The sequence below is a fragment of the Mycobacterium sp. WUMAC-067 genome (genome assembly GCF_020217485.1).
In the GTDB taxonomy this organism is placed as follows: domain Bacteria; phylum Actinomycetota; class Actinomycetes; order Mycobacteriales; family Mycobacteriaceae; genus Mycobacterium.
Window position 1 is genome coordinate 24,529 of sequence record NZ_JAEKMI010000017.1, and the last position, 19,388, is coordinate 43,916.

Consider the following 19,388-nt stretch of genomic DNA (forward strand, 5'->3'; position numbering starts at 1 on the left):
ACCGGGAGCCTAATGGCGATCGCAAGCGCGGCGAAGCCGGGCGCGGCGGGTCGCCATCATCGATATCTGCCAGACTGTCAGCGTGGGAGCAATCACGCTGGACGGCAAGGCCACCCGCGACGAGATCTTCGTCGACCTCAAACAGCGCGTGGCCGCACTCACCGCATCGGGACGCACCCCCGGATTGGGCACCATCCTGGTGGGCGAGGACCCGGGCTCGCAGGCTTACGTGCGGGGCAAGCACGCCGACTGCGCCAAGGTCGGGATCACCTCGATTCGCCGCGACCTGCCCGCCGACATCAGCACCGCCGCGCTCAACGACACCATCGACGAGCTGAACGCGAACCCCGACTGCACCGGTTATATCGTGCAGTTGCCGTTGCCCAAGCACCTGGACGAGAACGCGGCGCTGGAGCGGGTCGACCCGAACAAGGACGCCGACGGGCTGCACCCGACCAACCTGGGCCGGCTGGTGCTCAACAATCCGGCCCCGCTGCCGTGCACGCCGCGCGGCATCGTGCATCTGCTGCGCCGCTACGACGTCGAGATCGCCGGGGCGCACGTGGTCGTCATCGGCCGCGGTGTGACGGTCGGTCGCCCGCTGGGGCTGCTGCTGACCCGCCGTTCCGAGAACGCCACGGTGACGTTGTGCCACACCGGGACTCGCGATCTGCCGGCGTTGACCCGGCAGGCCGACATCATCGTGGCGGCCGTCGGGGTTCCGCACCTGCTGACCGCCGACATGGTGCGTCCCGGCGCCGCGGTGCTCGACGTGGGGGTCAGCCGGACCGACGACGGACTCGTCGGCGATGTGCACCCCGATGTGTGGGACGTCGCCGGCCACGTGTCACCCAACCCCGGCGGTGTGGGCCCGTTGACCCGCGCCTTCCTGCTGACCAACGTCGTCGAGCTGGCCGAGCGGGAATGACCGCGCGGACCGTGCTGCGGGCCCAATGGCCGATTCTGTTGGTGGGCCTGATCTTTGCCACGGCGCTGGCCTTGGTGGGGGCCAACTTCTGGCGCCGCGGTTCGCTGTTGATCGGCATCGGCGTGGGCGTGGCCGCGCTGCTGCGACTGGTGCTGTCCGAGGAGCGGGCCGGTCTACTGGTGGTGCGCGGCAAGGGAATCGACTTCATCACCACCGCGGTGGTCGGCGCGGCGATGGTCTACATCGCGTGGACGATCGACCCGCTGGGCACCGTCTAAAAACTCGGCAGCGCCGGAACCTGTCCGGGCAGCTGCCCGGCCATGCCCGGGATCTGGCCCGTCATTCCGGGGACCTGGCCCGCCATGCCCGGAATTTGGCCCGTCATCCCCGGGATCTGACCTGCCATCCCCGGGATCTGACCTGCCATCCCCGGGATCTGTCCGGGCATTCCCGGAACCTGCGGCATGGCGCCGGACAGGTTGCCGCTGGCGATGTTCGCCATCTCCTGGGGGCAATACGTCTGGATCGCGATCGTGGTGAACATGCTGGCCATCTGTGGGGACATGCCCCGGCCGGAGATGCTGGACGCGGCCGCGGCGAAGCTGCCGCCCGGTTGCGAAAGCATCGGGCAGATCGATTCGCCGACGGCCATCGCGTTTCCGGGTTCGCCGAAGTCGATGCCCGCGTGATTGAGCGCGTCGATGAAGTCGTCGCCGTTGCCCTCCGCTTCGGCCGGCGCCGCGAAGGCCGAGGCCACCGTGAGCAGGCCGGCCACCGCGGCGAGCAGGCGAATCGGGAGGGGCTGATGACGCAAAACCCAGATCCCCCGATGAGTTCGTGCAAGTGCCTTCACGCCAGCCTCCCCGTCCGCATGGAGTGCACCGACGGCACTCGAATCACGCTACGAACTCTGATCTATCACTGTCACGTTTACGAAACGGTGCGGTAAAGGTTCGCACAATAAGCGTTTCGTGAGGTCGGTGCGTTCGCGATGTGGCTTATTGAGCAGGCGGTTCGGGCAGGCGGATCGGTGGCTGTCGCGGCCCCGCCGACAGTGCGCCGGGCTGCCGCATGCCAAGCGGTGCAAAGGTTCTCGATGGGCGACTGGGTCAAGTATCGGCGGGCGCACCGTCGGCCTTCTCGCCATTCCGCGGAGGCCACGTCCCGTGGAGTGGTGTAAGTAGCGCCGGCGATTCGCTTGAGCCTCTGCGGTTTCCACCGCCTGCTGTCATCGGGCCCCAGCCGCCACCGTGAGCTGCGCCTAAAGTCTCTTCTCCGAAGTAGTGTGACTCCCGTCGTGGGGCTTGTCGTAGCGCCGTCGGCGGTGCCATCGCTCGGTGTTTGCTGAAGGCCGCCGATAATCCGGCTGATCCACTCGGTGTAAACCCTCGTGATAGGTATTTTCTGGCCGGCTGAAGTAGGTCCACAACAAGATCGCGCGCGGCGACTTAACCTCGCGACCGCTGTAGAGCACGCTGACTTCCGAGCTGTGCAGCGGAGCGTCCCATGCTGGCTTCCAGTCCGGATCGGTGATGCGCGACTCGATCCAGTCGATGAGTTCCGGTATTTCTACGTCGGTGACTATGCAGGCGGCCGAGGCGAGACTCGTGTCGTCGTCGAGCCCATACCAGTCGAGAACGAAGTACGTCGGACGGTCGTATTCGCCGCCGACGAGGCGCTCGTCTACCTCCTCGATTCTCATATTGACAGTCCTAACCCGGGTCGCGCCCCCGTGGAGTGGTGCAATTCGAGCGGGCGTTTCGCCTGAGGCTCTGCGAGTTTCCACTATGCCGTGATCGCGGCGGGGACGGCAACGGACTCGTCGTTGGAGTCTTGGGCGGGTTTGAGAAGCGCCAGTGTGGTTTCGGAAACGCGATGTTCCTCTCGGGAGTGATACTTGGTCGATTCACCACAGAGACTCACGCGATGGCCCCTCCACATTCGGGACCGACACGCCGCTGCGATTTACACCACCTTGCTGGACGCAACCCCCGCGGACGCGTTTTCGAATACGGAAAACGCATACCGAAATCCCTTGTGTCACTGCGGTTTCTGTGGTCACATTGCGCCGTTTTTTGTCGGTGTGTGTCGATAGTTTGGCGGTGTGAGTTCCACTGGTCTGCCCGATGTCGACGCGGTGTTCGACGCGCTCGATGCCGACCTGGACCGCGCCTGCGCGTTGGTGCTCGACGCGTTGAACGTCCAGCAGCAGCTGGCGGTGTTGGAGCGCTGTGAGAGGCTGCGCCGGCGCATCCCGGTCATCGAGCATCCACTGCTCAATTCCCTTGCCCGCCAAGCCCCAGCCCAGGAACTCGGCGGCGGGCTACCCCACGCTTTGACCGAACACACCCTGATCAGCCGTCACGAAGCATCTCGGCGCATCAAGGAAGCCCGCGACCTGGGACCCCGCCACGGACTGACCGGTGAACCCCTGCCGCCGGCCCTGCCCGCCACCGCCGCGGCCCAGCGCGTCGGAGACCTGGGCGCCGGTCAGGTGGCCGTGATCCGCAAGTTCTGCCGCCAGCTGCCCGGCTGGGTCGACGCCGCGGCCCGCGAGTTTGCCGAAGCCCAACTGGCCGGGTTCGGAACCCAGTTCGGCCCCGAACACCTCACCGAGCTGGCCCGCGGAATGTCCAATGTCCTCAATCCTGATGGCATCTTCACCGATGAGGACCGGGCCCGTAGCCGTGGCGTGACCCTGGGCCCCCAGCAAGCCGACGGCATGTCGCAGCTGCGTGGCCTGATCACCCCCGAGCTGCGCGCCACCGTCGAAGCCGTGGAAGCCAAACTCGGCGCCCCGGGGATGTGCAACCCTCTCGACGACACCCCGTGTGTCGACGGGACCCCCAGCCAAGCCGCCATCGACCGGGATACGCGCTCGAAGGCTCAACGCGGTCACGACGCCCTGCTGGCCGCACTGCGCGCGCTGCTGGCCTCCGGGGAGTTGGGTCAGCACAACGGGTTACCGGCCTCCATCATCGTCACCACCACCCTGCAAGAGTTGGAGGCCGCCGCCGGACGCGGCCTCACCGGTGGCGGCACCATCCTGCCCATGAGTGAGGTGATCCGCCTGGGCCGCCACGCGCATCACTACTTGGCGATCTTCGACAAGGGCAAGGCCCTGGCGTTGTATCACACCAAGCGGCTGGCTTCCCCGGGGCAGCGGATTGTGTTGTACGCCAAGGACCGCGGCTGCACCGCCCCAGGCTGCGGGGTTAAGGGCTACTACTGCGAAGTCCACCACACCACCGACTACAGCAAGTGTCACAGCACCGACATCAACGACCTCACCTTCGCCTGCGGCCCGCATCACCGCCTGCTCCAACCCCGCGGCTGGACCACCCGCAAGAACGCCAAAGGCGAGACCGAATGGAAACCACCCCCGCACCTCGAGCGCAATCGACCACGCACCAACACCTTTCACCATCCGGAGAAACTACTGCGTGACGAGGACGATGACGGGTGGTAACCGGGCTGGGGTACTTCAACGACGGTGATCAGGCTTCCGAGAAGTCGGGCACTGTGATCGCGCCGTCCTCGGCTAGCGCGAACCCAGGGTTGTGGGCGATTTCCCACGCGTGACCATCGGGATCGCGGAACGCGCCCGCGTACCCGCCGTAGAACGTCTCGGCAGCGGCGCGCGTGATGGTGGCTCCGGCATCTGTTGCCGCGGCCAGGATCTCGTCCACCTCGGCGCGCGACCGCACGTTGTGAGCCATGGCGATGCCGCCGAAGCCGTCATCGCCTTGGTCGGCGATGCCGAGATCGGCCGAAAGCTTCTCTCGCGCCCACAGACTCACGGCGAGGCCGCCGGCCTGAAAGAAGACCGTTTCCTGCACCACTTGACCGTGCCAGCCGAGGCGCGCATAGAAGCGGCGGGCGCGACGCAGGTCGGCGACGCCCAGGGTGATGAGACTCAGTCGCTGCTCCATGCGACGAGACACTACGCAAGCGCTCAGCCGGCCAGCGTCGCCCGGGTGCACATGGTGACATAGGGCAGCGCCAGGCCGGTCGCATTCGCCAGCGCCGGATGCGTGGCCAGCAACTCGCGCACCTCGTCGAGCGTCCTGGAGCGAACCTCGGTCGGCGACGTGATGCAGTAACTGCGCGACGCGACGAGGTCGATCAACGCTTGCGGCGTAAGGTAACTCGTCCACTCAACCTGATGCTGCGCGAGGTCGGTGAACGGCTCGGGCAACTGCACCTGCGTGCGGCCGCCGTCGCCGTCACTGCCGATGATCCGGCCCAGCTCGCGCACCCAGCCCAGCCGTTCGTCGCGGGTGTTCCACACCAGGCCCAGCCGCCCGCCCGGCCGCAGCACGCGGGCCACCTCGGGTATCGCGCGCTCGGGGTCCACCCAATGCCAGGCCTGGGCCACCAGCACCACGTCAACGCTGTTGTCTTCCAACGGAATCTCTTCCGCCGTGCCCAGCAGGGCGCGGGTCTCGGGCAGCGAGGTCCGCAACACTTCCAGCATGTCCGGGATCGGGTCGACGGCCACCACGTCCAGGCCGCGCTCCACCAGCCGGGTCGTCAGCTTGCCGGTGCCCGCACCCAGATCGAGCACCTGGCGCGCGCCGACCGGCAACAGCCAGTCGATCGCCTCCGGGGGATAGGAGGGGCGGCCACGCTCATAGGCCGCGGCTGCCGAGCCGAATGACAAAGAGCGGTCCTGCCGCGAGCGGGTCACCGTTGCGACGTGCCTTCCCTGCTGTCCGCGTCGGCCAACACCAGTGTCTTGCGGATCAATTCGCCGACCGCATCGACTTCCACCAGGAAGCCGTCGTGCCCGCAATCGGAGTCGACCACCTGCAGGCCGGTGCAGCCCGGCAGGTGCTCGGCCAGCTCCTCCTGCAGGCGCAGCGGGTACAGCCGGTCGGACGCGATGCCGCCCACCACCACCGGGACCGGGCACCCACCCAGCGCCTGGGCCACCCCGCCGCGCCCCCGGCCGACGTCGTGACTGTTCAGCGCCTCGGTCAACACCACGTAGCTGCCCGCGTCGAAACGCTCCAGCAGCTTGTCGCCCTGGTACTCCAGGTAGCTCTGCACCGCGTAGCGGCCGCCGTCGGCCGGATCCTCGTCGCCCTGCCCGTCATTGGCGAACCGGGTGTCGAGGTCCACCTCACCGCGGTAAGTCAGATGCGCGAAGCGCCGCGCGATCGCCAGCCCGGTGTCGGGCGCCAGCCCGGTGTCGTGATAGTCGCCGCCCTGCCAGTTGGGGTCGGCCTTGATGGCAGCGATCTGCGTGGACTGGGTGCCGATCTGGTCGGCGGTGGCGCGCGCGCCCACGGCCAGCAGCAGCCCGGCCCGGACCCGGTTCGGGTGGCCGACCATCCACTCCAAAGCCCTTGCGCCGCCCATGGATCCACCGACCACCGCGGCGACCTCGTCGATCCCCAGCGCGGCCAGCGCGGCGATGTCGGCCTGCACCTGGTCGCGGATCGAAATCCGCGGGAACCTTGAGCCCCAGGGCTTTCCGTCCCGCCGCCGCGAGCTGGGCCCGGTGGAGCCGCGGCAACCGCCGAGCACGTTGGTGGCCACCGCGCACCAGCGGTCGGTGTCGATCGGCGCGCCCGGGCCGACCATGCCGTCCCACCAGCCGCCGGTGGGATGTCCGGGCCCGGCCGGCCCGGTGATGTGCGAGTCACCGGTCAGGGCGTGCAGCACCACCACCACGTTGTCGCGTGTCGGCGACAACTCGCCCCAGCGCTGGATGGCGATATGCACGTCGTCGATGACCGCGCCGCTCTCGGTGGTCAGCGCGCCGATATGGACGAAGCCGATTTCGCCTTCGTCGGGCAGCGTTTGGGTGGGCACGTCGGAGATCGTCATGGGCAGGATTCCTTTAGAACGCCGCCACGGCCTTCGGATCGGTGCCGGACGCCCCCGCGGCCGCACCGAATCTGGCTGCCGCGGCGAAGCCGAGCTCCAGGTCGGCGAGGATGTCGTCGATCCCCTCGATGCCGACGGCCAGCCGCACCAGCCCCGGGCTGACCCCGGTGCTCAGCTGCTCCTGCGGGGACAGCTGGGCGTGCGTCGTGGACGCCGGATGAATCACCAGCGAACGCACGTCGCCGATGTTGGCGACGTGGCTGTGCAACTTCAGCGCGTTCACGAAGGCCTTGCCCGCATCGACACCGCCGGCCAGTTCGAACGACAGCACCGCCCCGGTTCCCTTGGGCGCCAGCTTCTTTGCCCGTTCATGCCAGGGCGAGCCGGGCAGTCCCGCGTAGTTCACCGACAGCACGCCTTCGTGGCCCGCCAAGAACTCGGCCACGCGTTGCGCGTTGGCGACGTGACGTTCCATGCGCAGGCTCAGCGTCTCGATGCCCTGGGCGACCAGGAACGCGTTGAACGGTGCGGCGGCCGAACCGAGGTCGCGCAGCAGCTGCACGCGCGCCTTGAGCGCGTAGGCCGGCGGGCCGAGCTCGGCGAACACCACGCCGTGGTAGCTCGGGTCGGGTGTGGTGAATCCCGGGAACCGGCCCTGCGTCCAGTCGAAGGTGCCGCCGTCGACGACGACCCCGGCGATCGCCGAGCCGTGGCCGCCGAGGTACTTGGTGGCCGAGTGCACGACGATGTCCGCGCCGTGCCGGAACGGCTGGATCAGGTAGGGCGTGGCGACCGTGTTGTCGACGATCAGCGGGACGCCGTTGTCGTGGGCGACCCCGGCGACGCCGGGGATGTCCAGGATGTCGATCTGCGGGTTGGAAATGGTCTCGGCGAAGAAGGCTTTGGTGTTCGGCCGCGCCGCGGCCCGCCACGAATCCAGATCGTCGGGGTCTTCCACGAAGCTGACCTCGATTCCGAGCTTGGCCAGCGAGTAGTGGAACAGGTTGTAGGTGCCGCCGTAGAGCCTGGGGCTCGAGACGATGTGATCTCCGGCACACGCCAGGTTCAAGATCGCGAACGTCGCCGCCGCCTGGCCGGAGCTCAGGAACAGCGCCGCCACACCGCCCTCGAGCGCGGCGATGCGCTGCTCGACGACGTCGGTGGTCGGGTTGCCGATCCGGGTGTAGATGTTGCCCGGAACCTCCAACCCGAACAGGGCGGCGGCGTGCGCGGTGTCGTCGAAGACGTAGGAGGTGGTCTGGTAGATCGGCAGGGCGCGGGCGTTGGTGGCCGGGTCGGGCTGCTGGCCGGCGTGCACCTGCTTGGTCTCGAACGACCAATGCGCGGTCGGATCCGTGTTGTCGCTGGTAGTACCGTTCTCGGAACTCACGTGGGTTGGCTTTCTCCTGGGATATGGGCTCGGGTCTCAGCGGTCTCTCGGTGGCCGGCCGACTAGCAGCGGCGGACGATTGCGCACATCGGCCGATCCGTAAGGGTGAGCGGAGCCGAAGGAGCTGGACAGAAGCACATCACGTGTCCCCTCTAGTCAGGGGTCCGTTATGGCGGACCCGCGCTTGCCGTGCAGCCTGTGGCTACATAGACCTGGTCATCACCCGGGGCACCCCACCGCGGTTGGAGGGTTGCCGGCCAGCAAGCCGGGGCTTGATGCTGGCGCTCATGACCAATACGAAGATTATCGTACTGTGCCGACCCGCCGCCAACCGTGGCGGTGCACATGCAGGTCGACACCTGTCCAAACACCCTTGATAACGTGGCAGTTAGATTGCTGAGCCCCCCACAGAATTGTCCGATATCGAAGATCTTGCCGCCGGGAGAGAGACCGTGAGCGCCGAACAGCCGACCGTCATCTACACGCTGACCGACGAGGCGCCGCTGCTGGCGACCTACGCGTTCCTGCCGATCGTGCGTGCCTTCGCCGAACCCGCGGGGATCAAGATCAAGACCAGCGACATCTCGGTGGCGGCCCGGATCCTCGCCGAGTTCCCCGAACACCTGACCGAAGAGCAGCGGGTCCCGGACAACCTCGCGGAGCTGGGCCGGCTGACGAAGCTGGCCGACACCAACATCATCAAGCTGCCGAACATCAGCGCCTCGGTGCCCCAGCTGATCGCCGCCGTCAAGGAGCTGCAAGGCAAGGGATTCAAGATTCCGGACTTTCCGCAGAGCCCGAAGACCGACGAGGACAGGGAGATTCGCGACCGCTACGCCAAGTGCCTCGGCAGCGCGGTGAACCCGGTACTGCGACAAGGCAACTCGGACCGGCGCGCACCCAAGGCCGTCAAGGAGTACGCGCGCAAGCACCCGCACAGCATGGCGGAATGGTCGCCGGCGTCACGCACGCACGTCGCGACCATGAAGGGCGGCGACTTCTACCACGGCGAGAAGTCGATGACGCTGGACCGCGCGCGCAACGTGAAGATGGAGCTCGAGACCGAAAGCGGCAAGACGATCGTGCTCAAGCCCATGGTCTCGCTGCGCACGGGCGACGTCATCGACTCCATGTACATGAGCAAGAAGGCCCTCATCGAGTTCTACGAGGAGCAGATGCAGGACGCCTACGAGACGGGCGTGATGTTCTCGCTGCACGTCAAGGCGACGATGATGAAGGTCTCGCACCCCATCGTCTTCGGGCACGCCGTGAAGATCTTCTACAAGGAGGCCTTCGCCAAGCACCAGGAGCTCTTCGACGAACTCGGCGTCGACGTCAACAACGGATTGGTCGACCTGTACAGCAAGATCGAGGCGCTGCCCGCGTCGCTGCACGACGAGATCATCCGCGACCTGCACGCGTGCCACGAGCACCGCCCCGAGCTGGCCATGGTCGATTCGGCCAAGGGCATCACCAACTTTCACTCGCCCAGCGACGTGATCGTCGACGCGTCGATGCCGGCGATGATCCGTGCGGGCGGCAAGATGTGGGGCGCCGACGGGCGGCAGAAGGACACCAAGGCCGTCAACCCGGAGTCCACGTTCTCCCGGATCTACCAAGAGATCATCAACTTCTGCAAGACGCACGGCGCGTTCGATCCCGCGACCATGGGCACGGTCCCCAACGTCGGGCTGATGGCGCAGCAGGCCGAGGAATACGGCTCGCACGACAAGACATTCGAGATCCCCGAGAGCGGCGTCGCCAACATCGTCGACCTCGACACCGGGGAAGTCCTGCTGACCCAGAACGTGGAAACCGGCGACATCTGGCGCATGCCCATCGTCCGCGACGAACCGATCCGCGACTGGGTCAAGCTGGCCGTCAACCGGGCACGCAACTCGGGCATGACCGTGGTCTTCTGGCTGGACACCGAACGCCCGCACGAGGTCGAGCTCCGCAAGAAGGTCAAGGAATACCTGAAGGAGCACGACACCGAGGGCCTGCAGATCCAGATCATGCCGCAGGTGTGGGCCATGCGGTACACGCTCGAGCGCGCGATGCGCGGCCAGGACACCATCGCCGCGACCGGAAACATCCTGCGCGACTACCTCACCGACCTGTTCCCGATCCTGGAACTGGGCACCAGCGCCAAGATGCTGTCCATCGTGCCGTTGATGGCCGGCGGCGGAATGTACGAAACCGGCGCGGGCGGCTCGGCGCCCAAGCACGTCCACCAACTCGTCGAGGAGAACCACCTGCGCTGGGATTCCCTCGGTGAATTCCTCGCTCTGGGAGCGTGTTTCGAGGACATCGGCATCAAGACCGACAACGAGCGCGCCAAGCTGCTGGGCAAGACGCTGGATTCCGCGATCGGAAAGCTGTTGGACAACAACAAGAGTCCGTCGCGCAAGACTGGTGAACTCGACAACCGGGGCAGCCAGTTCTATCTGGCGCTGTACTGGGCTCAGGAACTCGCCGCGCAAAACGACGACGAGGAGTTGCGCGAGCGCTTCGCCAAGCTGGCCGAGTCGTTGGGTGAGAACGAGGACACCATCGTGGCCGAGCTCGCCGAGGTGCAGGGTGACACGGTCGACATCGGCGGGTACTACTACCCCGACAGCGAGAAGACGACGGCGGTGATGCGGCCGAGCAAGACGTTCAACGAGGTGCTCGCCGCCGCACAAGGCTGACGCCGCAGGAAGGCACCGATGTCGAGCCCGGGTTCCAAAGAAGCCAAGATCAAGGTCAAGGGCCGCGTGGTCGAGCTCGACGGCGACGAGATGACCCGCGTCATCTGGAAGCTGATCAAGGAGATGTTGATCCTTCCGCACCTCGACATCGATCTGGATTACTACGACCTGGGCATCGAGCACCGCGACCGCACCGACGACCAGGTGACGATCGACGCGGCCTACGCCATCAAGAAGCACGGCGTGGGCGTCAAGTGCGCGACGATCACCCCCGACGAGGCCCGCGTCTCCGAGTTCAACCTCAAGAAGATGTGGCTTTCGCCGAACGGGACGATCCGGAACATCTTGGGCGGCACCATCTTCCGCGAACCGATCGTCATTTCCAACGTGCCGCGCCTGGTTCCGGGCTGGACCAAGCCGATCGTCATCGGCCGCCACGCGTTCGGCGACCAGTATCGGGCGACCAACTTCAAGGTCGACAAGCCCGGCACCGTCGCCATCACGTTCACCCCCGCCGATGGCAGCGAGCCGATGGTGCACGAGATGGTGTCCATCCCCGAGGACGGCGGCGTGGTGATGGGGATGTACAACTTCAAGGACTCCGTGCGCGACTTCGCGCGCGCGTCGTTCAAGTACGGCCTGAACGCGAAATGGCCGGTCTACCTGTCGACCAAGAACACCATCCTCAAGGCCTACGACGGCATGTTCAAGGACGAGTTCCAGCGCATCTACGACGAGGAATTCAAGGAGGAGTTCGAGGCCGAGGGCCTGACCTACGAGCACCGGCTGATCGACGACATGGTGGCCGCCTGCCTCAAGTGGGAGGGCGGCTACGTGTGGGCGTGCAAGAACTACGACGGCGACGTGCAGTCCGACGCCATCGCCCAGGGCTACGGCTCGCTGGGGTTGATGACCTCGGTGCTGATGACCGCCGACGGCAAGACGGTCGAGGCCGAGGCCGCGCACGGCACGGTCACCCGGCACTTCCGGCAGTATCAGGCCGGCAAACCGACCTCCACCAACCCGATCGCCTCGATCTTCGCCTGGGCGCGCGGGCTGGCGCACCGCGGCAAGCTGGACGACACCCCCGAGGTGATCGAGTTCGCGCAGACGCTGGAAAACGTCATCGTGTCCACCGTCGAGAGCGGGAAGATGACCAAGGACCTCGCCATCCTGATCGGCCCCGATCAACAGTGGCAGCAGAGCGAGGAATTCCTCGACTCGATCGCCGAGAACCTAAAAAAGGAGCTGGCTAACTAGCCGGCGGCCGGTGCCGCTCGGAGAGCCGGTCCGGGCCCGCGGCGCACTCGTCGATGAAGTCGGCGATGGCCGCGGTGATGCGTTCGGGCGCCTCGAACATCGGCACGTGCCCGACGCCGTCGAGCTTGGTGATCTTCGTTCCCTCGGGCAAGAAGTTGGTGAAATGGCGGCTGAACCTGCTCGGCGGCACCACCCGGTCCTTCTCGCACAGCACCAGCTGCACGGGCACCGCGGTCTGCGCCAGCTCCAGCAGCCCGGGCTGCAGCAGCGACTTGATCAGCAGCTGGAAATAGGCCGGGCAGTGCGCGGCGTCGTCGACCACGCCACGCAGTTGCTCCTCGCTGACCCCCTCCGGGGTGGCGCTCAGCGGCAGGGTCGCCAACCGGCGGCTCAGCGGCAGCCGCAGCGCGCGCGGGCCCAGCAGCCGGGCCAGTCCCAGGATCGGCATCCCGGCGATGAACTTGCTGATGACCTCGAATTTGACCGGGCTCCAGCGCGTCCAGCCGCCCGCGGCGCCGACGCCGGTGACGCTGCGCGCCCGCCCGCGGCGCTCGAGCTCGAAGGCCACCCAGCCGCCCAGCGAGTTGCCCACCAGGTGCGCGGTCTCCCAGCCGAGTTCGTCGAGCTGGCGCTCGACATGGTCGGCCAGCACCGACGAGCTCAGCAGCCAGGTACCCGCATAGGGTCCGCCGTTGTGCCCGGCCATGGTCGGGGCGAAGACCTCGTAACGGCCGGTGTCGGCGAGCCGCGGCGCCACCGGATCCCACACCGTCTGCGACATCAGGAACCCGTGCAGCAGCACGACCGGCTCTCCGGAACCATCCTCGGGGCCAAGGTGGGTCGGCGTACGAGTCGTCATATCCCGACATTAAAGGCGGTACCGCCGGTACCGCAACACGGCCTGATCGCGGGCGCGCGGCTGACCGCACACTCGGCGCCGAACGTGCGGGTGGCCGCACACTGAGCGCCCGCCGCCGCGCGTGAAAAGATCGGTGCATCATGAGCACCGCTACCGGATCCAGCCGCATTTTCTCCGGCGTGCAGCCCACGTCCGATTCGCTACACCTGGGTAACGCGTTGGGCGCCATCACCCAGTGGGTCGACCTGCAGGACGACCATGACGCGTACTTCTGCGTGGTCGACCTGCATGCCATCACCGTCGCCCAGGATCCCGAGGCGCTGCGGCGGCGGACCCTGGTCACCGCCGCCCAATACCTGGCCCTGGGCATCGACCCGGCCCGCAGCACCGTCTTCGTGCAGAGCCATGTGCCCGGCCACACCCAGCTGGCCTGGGTGCTGGGCTGCTTCACCGGCTTCGGGCAGGCGTCGCGGATGACGCAGTTCAAGGACAAGTCGCTGCGCCAGGGCGCCGACTCCACCACCGTGGGTTTATTCACCTACCCGGTGCTGCAGGCCGCCGACGTGCTGGCCTACGACACCGGCCTGGTGCCGGTGGGCGAAGACCAGCGCCAGCATCTCGAGCTGGCCCGCGACGTGGCGCAGCGGTTCAACGCCCGATTCCCGGACACGTTCGTGGTGCCGGACATGCTGATCCCCAAGGCGACCGCGAAGATCTACGACCTGTCCGACCCGACGTCGAAGATGAGCAAATCCGCGGCCACCGACGCCGGGCTGATCAACCTGCTCGACGATCCGGCGTTGTCGGCCAAGAAGATTCGTTCGGCGGTGACCGACAGCGAGCGCGAGATCCGCTTCGACACCGACGCCAAGCCCGGCGTCTCCAACCTGCTGACCATCCAGTCCGCGGTCAGCGGCATCGGCGTCGACAAGCTCGTCGAGGGCTATGCCGGAAGGGGTTACGGCGATTTAAAGAAGGACACCGCGGAGGCGGTGGTCGAGTTCGTCACCCCGATCAAGGCCCGCGTCGACGAACTGACGGCCGACTTGGCCGAATTGGAGGCCATCTTGGCGGCCGGAGCCGAACGGGCCCAGGATGTCGCCGGGAAAACGGTCCAACGGGTTTACGATCGGCTTGGGTTCCTTCCGCAACGGAGGTAAGAAGTTCCACCATGAGCGAGCCGGCCAAGGAAGGCGTTCTTGATCGGCTGCGGGCCCGGTACGGGTGGCTCGACCATGTCATCCGCGCCTACCAGCGTTTCGACGAACGCAACGGCGGGTTCTTTGCCGCCGGCCTCACCTATTACACGATTTTCGCGTTGTTTCCGTTGCTCATGGTCGGTTTCGCGGTGTTCGGATTCGTGCTGGCCCGCCGGCCCCACCTGCTGAGCACGATCGACGATCACATTCGGTCCCAGGTGTCGGGCACGCTGGGAAATCAGCTGCAGGAGTTGATGAACTCGGCGATCGACGCCCGGACTTCGGTCGGTGTCATCGGTCTGGTCACCGCGGTGTGGGCGGGCCTGGGCTGGATTTCACACCTGCGCCAAGCGCTGACCGAGATGTGGTGGGACTCGCAGGCCGAGTCGACGGGCTTCGTGCGCAGCAAGTTCTCCGATCTGCTGGCGATGGTGGGGACGTTCGCGGTGATCGTGGCCACCGTCGCGCTGACCACCATCGGCCACGCCGCACCCATGGCCACACTGCTGAAATGGCTTGGCGTACCGCAGTTTGCGGTGTTCGACTGGCTCTTCTGGGTTTTCTCGATCCTGATCGCGACGTTCGTGTCGTGGCTGCTGTTCACGTGGATGATCGCGCGCCTGCCCCGGGAAAAGGTCAGTTTCGTCGATTCGATGCGGGCCGGGCTGATCGCGGCCGTCGGCTTCGAAGTGTTCAAACAGGTGGGGTCGATCTATCTGAAGACGGTGTTGCGCAGCCCCGCGGGCGCGGCCTTCGGCCCGGTGCTGGGGTTGATGGTGTTCGCTTACATCACCGCCTATCTCGTCCTGTTCTGCACCGCGTGGGGGGCGACGGCGTCCACCGATCCGCGCGACCGCCACGTCGAGCCCCCCGCTCCGGCGATCATCGCGCCGCGGGTGCACATGGACGAGGGCCTGGGCACTCGCCAGACGCTGACCGCGATGACCCTGGGAGCCGTTGGGGCGCTGGCCCTTTCCCGAATCGCCGGGCTTGCCCGCCGTGGCCGCTAGCTGATCACCTTCAAACCCGCGATGCAGGCCACGATCCCGGCAATCAGCAACAGCTTGGTCAACGACGCCGGTTCGTCGCCGATGACCGCCGCGTAGCCCACCGTGAGCACGGCCCCGATGCCGACCCATACCGCATAGCTGGTTCCGACCGGCAGGGTGCGCATCGCGGTCGCCAGTCCGGCCATCGAAAGCGCCAGCGCGACAACGAAGACCAGCGAGGGGCCGAGCCGGGAGAAGCCGTCGGACTTGTTCAGGGCGGTCGCCCACACCGCCTCCAAGACCCCCGACGCGATCAAGACGAGCCATGCCATTGCGCACCTCCACGGCGCCGTCTTGTCGCTGGCCGGGTACGGGGCCCCTCGTCCGGTGTCAGGTGCTGACGTCTCTGATGATAACGCTCAGAGCCAGTCGCCGCGCACCATGACGGCGGTCACCCGCAAATCACGGTCGAGCACCACAAGATTGGCGTTATAGCCGGGCCGCAGGCTGCCCACGCGATCGAGCCCCAGCGCGCGCGCCGGCGTCGCCGACGTCACCTGAACCGCCGCGGCCAGCCCGGCGTCGGCGGCCACCCTGGCGAACAACTGATCCAGGGTGGCCGTGCTGCCCGCGATCGTCGACGTCCCCTGCACCCGCGCGACGCCGGAAACCACATCGATGCGCACCGCGCCGAGTCGATACGCGCCGTCGGCGCCGCCCGCTGCGGCGATCGCGTCGGTGATCACCGCGACCCGGTCCACGCCGGCCGCCTCGATGACCGCGCGCGCCACGTCCCGGTGCAGGTGCACGCCGTCGGCGATGAGCTCGACGGTCACCCGTGAATCCCGCAGCAACGCGAGCGCCGCGCCGGGCTCGCGGTGATGCAGCGGCGGCATCGCATTGAACAGATGCGTGCCGACCGTGGCGCCCAACGCGATGGCGTGCCGGGTCTGCTCGTAGCTCGCGTCGGTATGTCCCACCGCCACAACGACTCCCGCGTCCACGAAGCGCCGGATCGCGGCGTCGGCCCCGGGCAGCTCCGGCGCCAGGGTGACCATCTTGATCGCATCGCCGCCGGCGGCCAGCACCGCGTCGATCTCCGTTGGGTCCGGGTCGCGCATCTGAGCGGGGTCATGGGCCCCGCAGCGCGCCCGGCTCAGCCAGGGGCCTTCGATATGAATGCCCGCGACGGTGCCCCGCCTGGTGGCGTCGGTGAGCGCGCGCACCCCGCTGAGCAATTCCGGGGGGGCGGCGGTCACCAGGCTGGCCAACGTGGTGGTGGTGCCGTGGCGCCGGTGGAAGGCAGCGGCGTCGCCGATGCCGTCGGCGTCGGTGTAGGAGGCCCCACCGCCGCCGTGCACGTGCATGTCGATAAACCCCGGCGCCACAGCGCAATCCGGGAAGTCCCGGTCGGGCGGGCGGGGCGGCGGCCCGGGCGCGCAGGCCGCGATTTGCCCGGCGGAGGTCTCGAGCCAGCCCGGCCGGCAGATCCGCCCGTCCAGGACCATGGTTCCCGCGGCGATCAGCCCCACCGGCCGCCGTTCTCCCAGAAGTGGCGGATGTCCTCGAGCTGGCGGCCCTTGGTCTCCGGCGCATACCGATAGACGAAGGCGAAGGCGATCAACGCGAGCGCGGCGAACGCCGCGAAAGTCCCTGCGCCGCCGAATGAATGCAGCATGGTCAGGAAGACGGCGGCGATGATGGCGTTGGCCACCAGGTTGGAGGTCAGCATGGTGCTCGACCCGATGGACCGCAGCCGGGACGGGAAGCTTTCGCTGGCGTACACCCAGCCCAGGGAGCCGAAACCCATGGTGTAGCCGAAGATGAACAGCAGTACGCCCGCGAACCCGGCGACCGCGCCGCCGATCCCACGGCCGAACACGGCCATCAGCACGACGTCGGCGGCGATCATCATGGCGGTGCCGCACAACAGGATTGGCCGTCGGCCCACCCGGTCGACCAGCAGCAGCGCGGTCCCGACGGCGGCCAACCCGGCCACCTGCACCAGCGCCGGCAACCCCAGCAGCGCGAAATTGCCGGTGAAGCCCATGGCCTGAAATATCCGGGGGCTGTAATAGATGATCGCGTTGATGCCGGTGATCTGGATCAGGAAGCCGAGAACGACGACGAAGATGGTGGCCCGAAGGTAGGGCCTGCGAACCATTTCCGGCAGCATCTCGGAGAGGCGGCCGCTGCCCTCACTGACCGCGCGGCCGATATCGGCCAGCTCGTCCTCGACCCGCGCGTCGGGCTCCACCCGCAGCAGCGCCCGCCGGGCGTCGTCAACCCGGCCTTTGAGCAGGTACCACCGGGCCGTGTCCGGCATCCGAATCACCAACGGCGCCAACAGGAGTGCGGGCACGCAGGCCAGCCCCAGCATCCACCGCCAGCTGTGCGTGCCGGCCAGCAGGTAGCCGGTCAAATAACCGACGATGAGCCCGCTGACGATCGCCAGCTGGTAGGCCGTGAGCAGCGAGCCCCGCACCGCGGTCGGCGCCGATTCGGCCACGTACACCGGGACGACCACCACCGTCACACCGATGGTCAGGCCGACGAGCAGCCGCGCCGCCAGCAGCATCGGCAGCGACACCGAGAACGCGGCCAGCAGCGCGAAAGCCGCGTAGGCGAACAGGATCAGCACCACCGACCTTTTCCTGCCGATCACGTTGGCCAGCACGCCGGCGCCGAGCGCCCCGATGATCTGGCCGAACACCACCATCGTCGTCAGCAGTTCCTGCTGCCGGGTGGACAGCCCGAAGTCCTCGGTGACGAACAACTGCGCGCCCGCGATGATGGACAGGTCGTAGCCGTAGATGAGGCCCACGCTGGCGGCGGTCAGCCCGACCAGCAGGCCGCTCCGCGATCCGGTGGCCACCGGCGGTCAGCGGTGCTGGGGTCGACGGTTCATCGAGCGCGCGGCCATGATCAAGCTAAACACGATGATGGCGCCGATGACAGCGACGCCCACCCGGACCGGCATGGCATCCGCCGAACCGATGATCGCCCCCGCGGCAGCGTTGGTGGCGAGCCGGTCGGCGGCGGTGTCGCTCTTGGCCGGCGCCAGCGAGGGGTCGGGCGCGACCAGCGAGCCGACCTGAGTGCCCTGCGGGGTGGCGAATCCGTAGTCCAGCAGGTGCGCGGCCTGCTCCCACGGCGCGATCGGCTGCCGCGTCCCGTGCAGCAGCACCGCCACCAACCGCCGCCCGTCGTGGTTGGCCGCGCCCACGAACGTCTGGCCCGCGTCGTCGGTGTAGCCGGTCTTGCCGCCCAGGGCGCCGGGATACTTGTAGAGCAGCTGGTTGTCGTTCTCCAGCTCGTAGCCGGGGTGGTCGCCGTGGCCGGGGAAGTCGAAGGTCCGGGTCGCGACGATGTTGGCGAACGTGGGGTTCTGCCACGCGTAGCGATAGAACAGCCCGATGTCGTAGGCCGAGGTGCTCATGCCGGGCGCGTCCAGCCCCGACGGCGTCGCCACCCGGGTGTCCTGGCCGCCCAGCTTGGCGGCGAGCACGTTGATCTTCTCCAGCGCTTGCTGCATGCCGCCGAGCTGCATGGCCAGCGCGTGGGCGGCGTCGTTGCCGGAGTGCATCAGCAGGCCGTGCAGCAGCTGGTTGACGGTGAACACGCCGCCTTCCTGGACGCCGACCTTGGTGCCCTCGGCGGCCGCGTCGTCGGCGGTTCCGGAAACCGACTTGTTCAGGTTGAGCGTGTTGATGGCGGCCATCGCCACCAGCACCTTGATGATGCTGGCCGGGCGGTGGCGCCCGTGCGGGTCTTTGGCGGCGATGACCGCGCCGCTGTCCAGGTCCGCCACCAGCCAGGCCTCGGCGGACACGTCGCCCGGGAGCGGCGGCGTATTCGGCGCGGCGACGATGCCGCAACCGCCCAGGGCGTCACCGCCGACGGGCTTGGCGGGCACCGCCAGCGGGATCGGGGGGTCGCCGGCGGTGGGGACCTCCGACGAATCCACCGCGGCCGGGGTGTTCACCTTGTACGGGCAGTTCGTGGGTGCGGCGTTGGGCTCGGCGCCGGGTTCGGCCCTGGCGAGCGGCAAGGCAATCGTGGCCGGGGCGGCCATCAGGAAAAGCGCCGCTGCCAGGCATGATGCGGAACGTAACAGGGTCATCGTCTGTGCACATTAAGCGATCGGACGCCCGAATCCGGGGAGCCGCGCTGTGACTGATGAGACGGAAGTTACGAATTCCCCGGCGCGCGGGGCTCGCGTCGAACCCCTAGACTGA

At 67.6% G+C, this 19,388-nt stretch carries 18 protein-coding genes and 2 riboswitches; of the genes, 7 read left to right on the top strand and 11 right to left on the bottom strand.

Annotated features, from left to right (window positions below):
* The first annotated feature begins 82 nt into the window (after nucleotides 1-82).
* Both JF781_RS14070 and JF781_RS14075 read left to right on the top strand, forming a co-directional pair.
* Entirely contained in the window at nucleotides 83-928 is an 846-nt protein-coding gene (locus tag JF781_RS14070) for a bifunctional methylenetetrahydrofolate dehydrogenase/methenyltetrahydrofolate cyclohydrolase (protein WP_225329301.1), read from the top strand.
* Nucleotides 925-1,206: a DUF3017 domain-containing protein gene (locus JF781_RS14075; RefSeq protein WP_225329302.1), complete on the top strand. Its 282-nt coding sequence runs from the start codon at nucleotides 925-927 to the stop codon at nucleotides 1,204-1,206. The genes JF781_RS14070 and JF781_RS14075 overlap by 4 nt, the downstream gene beginning before the upstream one ends.
* Here the strand turns inward: JF781_RS14075 and JF781_RS14080 are convergent.
* On the bottom strand, nucleotides 1,203-1,781 hold the full coding sequence (locus tag JF781_RS14080) for a DUF732 domain-containing protein (RefSeq protein WP_225329303.1): 579 nt from the start codon (nucleotides 1,779-1,781) through the stop codon (nucleotides 1,203-1,205). The two genes, JF781_RS14075 and JF781_RS14080, sit on opposite strands and share 4 nt — an antisense overlap.
* 408 nt (nucleotides 1,782-2,189) lie before the next feature.
* On the bottom strand, nucleotides 2,190-2,630 hold the full coding sequence (locus JF781_RS14085; RefSeq protein ID WP_225329304.1) for a hypothetical protein: 441 nt from the start codon (nucleotides 2,628-2,630) through the stop codon (nucleotides 2,190-2,192).
* 402 nt (nucleotides 2,631-3,032) lie between these two features.
* On the opposite strand from JF781_RS14085, the gene JF781_RS14090 reads away from it, so the two are divergent.
* Nucleotides 3,033-4,397, top strand: a complete 1,365-nt coding sequence (locus tag JF781_RS14090; RefSeq protein WP_225341272.1) for an HNH endonuclease signature motif containing protein — start codon at nucleotides 3,033-3,035, stop codon at nucleotides 4,395-4,397.
* Between the two features lie 28 nt (nucleotides 4,398-4,425).
* Here the strand turns inward: JF781_RS14090 and JF781_RS14095 are convergent, their stop codons facing one another.
* From JF781_RS14095 to JF781_RS14110, 4 genes are read right to left on the bottom strand one after another with little or no spacing between them, the layout of a single operon-like run.
* Nucleotides 4,426-4,860 carry a VOC family protein gene (locus JF781_RS14095; RefSeq protein ID WP_225329306.1) on the bottom strand — a complete coding sequence of 145 codons (435 nt, stop codon included), beginning with the start codon at nucleotides 4,858-4,860 and terminating at the stop codon, nucleotides 4,426-4,428.
* 23 nt (nucleotides 4,861-4,883) lie between these two features.
* Nucleotides 4,884-5,618: a class I SAM-dependent methyltransferase gene (locus JF781_RS14100; RefSeq protein WP_225329307.1), complete on the bottom strand. Its 735-nt coding sequence runs from the start codon at nucleotides 5,616-5,618 to the stop codon at nucleotides 4,884-4,886.
* A complete protein-coding gene (locus JF781_RS14105; RefSeq protein ID WP_225329308.1) occupies nucleotides 5,615-6,763 on the bottom strand; it encodes a homoserine O-acetyltransferase in 1,149 nt (382 codons plus the stop codon). The genes JF781_RS14100 and JF781_RS14105 overlap by 4 nt, the downstream gene beginning before the upstream one ends.
* Nucleotides 6,764-6,776: 13 nt before the next feature.
* Nucleotides 6,777-8,153 carry a bifunctional o-acetylhomoserine/o-acetylserine sulfhydrylase gene (locus tag JF781_RS14110; protein WP_225329309.1) on the bottom strand — a complete coding sequence of 459 codons (1,377 nt, stop codon included), beginning with the start codon at nucleotides 8,151-8,153 and terminating at the stop codon, nucleotides 6,777-6,779.
* 175 nt (nucleotides 8,154-8,328) lie between these two features.
* Nucleotides 8,329-8,446: riboswitch (SAM riboswitch) on the bottom strand.
* Between the two features lie 159 nt (nucleotides 8,447-8,605).
* Here JF781_RS14110 and JF781_RS14115 point away from each other — a divergent pair.
* Nucleotides 8,606-10,843 (top strand): NADP-dependent isocitrate dehydrogenase, encoded by a 2,238-nt coding sequence (locus JF781_RS14115; protein ID WP_225329310.1) that lies wholly within the window; start codon nucleotides 8,606-8,608, stop codon nucleotides 10,841-10,843.
* A gap of 18 nt (nucleotides 10,844-10,861) precedes the next feature.
* Nucleotides 10,862-12,103 (top strand): NADP-dependent isocitrate dehydrogenase, encoded by a 1,242-nt coding sequence (locus JF781_RS14120; RefSeq protein WP_225329311.1) that lies wholly within the window; start codon nucleotides 10,862-10,864, stop codon nucleotides 12,101-12,103.
* On the opposite strand, the gene JF781_RS14125 is transcribed toward JF781_RS14120, so the two are convergent.
* Entirely contained in the window at nucleotides 12,096-12,905 is an 810-nt protein-coding gene (locus JF781_RS14125) for an alpha/beta fold hydrolase (protein ID WP_225329340.1), read from the bottom strand. The genes JF781_RS14120 and JF781_RS14125 overlap by 8 nt on opposite strands.
* Before the next feature lie 197 nt (nucleotides 12,906-13,102).
* On the opposite strand from JF781_RS14125, the gene trpS reads away from it, so the two are divergent.
* Nucleotides 13,103-14,122 (top strand): tryptophan--tRNA ligase, encoded by a 1,020-nt coding sequence (gene trpS / locus JF781_RS14130; RefSeq protein ID WP_225329312.1) that lies wholly within the window; start codon nucleotides 13,103-13,105, stop codon nucleotides 14,120-14,122.
* Between the two features lie 11 nt (nucleotides 14,123-14,133).
* Nucleotides 14,134-15,171, top strand: a complete 1,038-nt coding sequence (yhjD, locus tag JF781_RS14135; protein ID WP_225329313.1) for an inner membrane protein YhjD — start codon at nucleotides 14,134-14,136, stop codon at nucleotides 15,169-15,171.
* On the opposite strand, the gene JF781_RS14140 is transcribed toward yhjD, so the two are convergent.
* The 4 genes from JF781_RS14140 to JF781_RS14155 all read right to left on the bottom strand — a co-directional run bounded on the left by JF781_RS14140 (nucleotide 15,168) and on the right by JF781_RS14155 (nucleotide 19,273).
* Nucleotides 15,168-15,482 (bottom strand): multidrug efflux SMR transporter, encoded by a 315-nt coding sequence (locus tag JF781_RS14140; protein ID WP_225329314.1) that lies wholly within the window; start codon nucleotides 15,480-15,482, stop codon nucleotides 15,168-15,170. The two genes, yhjD and JF781_RS14140, sit on opposite strands and share 4 nt — an antisense overlap.
* 11 nt (nucleotides 15,483-15,493) lie before the next feature.
* Nucleotides 15,494-15,557: riboswitch (guanidine-III (ykkC-III) riboswitch) on the bottom strand.
* Nucleotides 15,558-15,569: 12 nt separating this feature from the next.
* Complete coding sequence (nagA, locus tag JF781_RS14145; RefSeq protein ID WP_225329315.1) at nucleotides 15,570-16,682, bottom strand: N-acetylglucosamine-6-phosphate deacetylase; 1,113 nt, start codon at nucleotides 16,680-16,682, stop codon at nucleotides 15,570-15,572.
* A complete protein-coding gene (locus tag JF781_RS14150; protein WP_225329316.1) occupies nucleotides 16,673-18,025 on the bottom strand; it encodes a sugar porter family MFS transporter in 1,353 nt (450 codons plus the stop codon). Before JF781_RS14150 ends, nagA begins: the two co-directional genes overlap by 10 nt.
* A gap of 6 nt (nucleotides 18,026-18,031) precedes the next feature.
* A complete protein-coding gene (locus JF781_RS14155; RefSeq protein ID WP_225329317.1) occupies nucleotides 18,032-19,273 on the bottom strand; it encodes a D-alanyl-D-alanine carboxypeptidase family protein in 1,242 nt (413 codons plus the stop codon).
* Nucleotides 19,274-19,388 lie beyond the last annotated feature (115 nt).

Excerpts from the sequence above, each read along its gene's own strand:
- JF781_RS14075 (WP_225329302.1), top strand. The coding sequence starts at position 925 with ATGACCGCGCGGACCGTGCTGCGGGCCCAATGGCCGATTCTGTTGGTG.
- JF781_RS14085 (WP_225329304.1), bottom strand. The coding sequence starts at position 2,630 with ATGAGAATCGAGGAGGTAGACGAGCGCCTCGTCGGCGGCGAATACGAC.
- JF781_RS14095 (WP_225329306.1), bottom strand. The coding sequence starts at position 4,860 with ATGGAGCAGCGACTGAGTCTCATCACCCTGGGCGTCGCCGACCTGCGT.
- JF781_RS14105 (WP_225329308.1), bottom strand. The coding sequence starts at position 6,763 with ATGACGATCTCCGACGTGCCCACCCAAACGCTGCCCGACGAAGGCGAA.
- JF781_RS14120 (WP_225329311.1), top strand. The coding sequence starts at position 10,862 with ATGTCGAGCCCGGGTTCCAAAGAAGCCAAGATCAAGGTCAAGGGCCGC.
- trpS (WP_225329312.1), top strand. The coding sequence starts at position 13,103 with ATGAGCACCGCTACCGGATCCAGCCGCATTTTCTCCGGCGTGCAGCCC.
- yhjD (WP_225329313.1), top strand. The coding sequence starts at position 14,134 with ATGAGCGAGCCGGCCAAGGAAGGCGTTCTTGATCGGCTGCGGGCCCGG.
- JF781_RS14140 (WP_225329314.1), bottom strand. The coding sequence starts at position 15,482 with ATGGCATGGCTCGTCTTGATCGCGTCGGGGGTCTTGGAGGCGGTGTGG.
- JF781_RS14155 (WP_225329317.1), bottom strand. The coding sequence starts at position 19,273 with ATGACCCTGTTACGTTCCGCATCATGCCTGGCAGCGGCGCTTTTCCTG.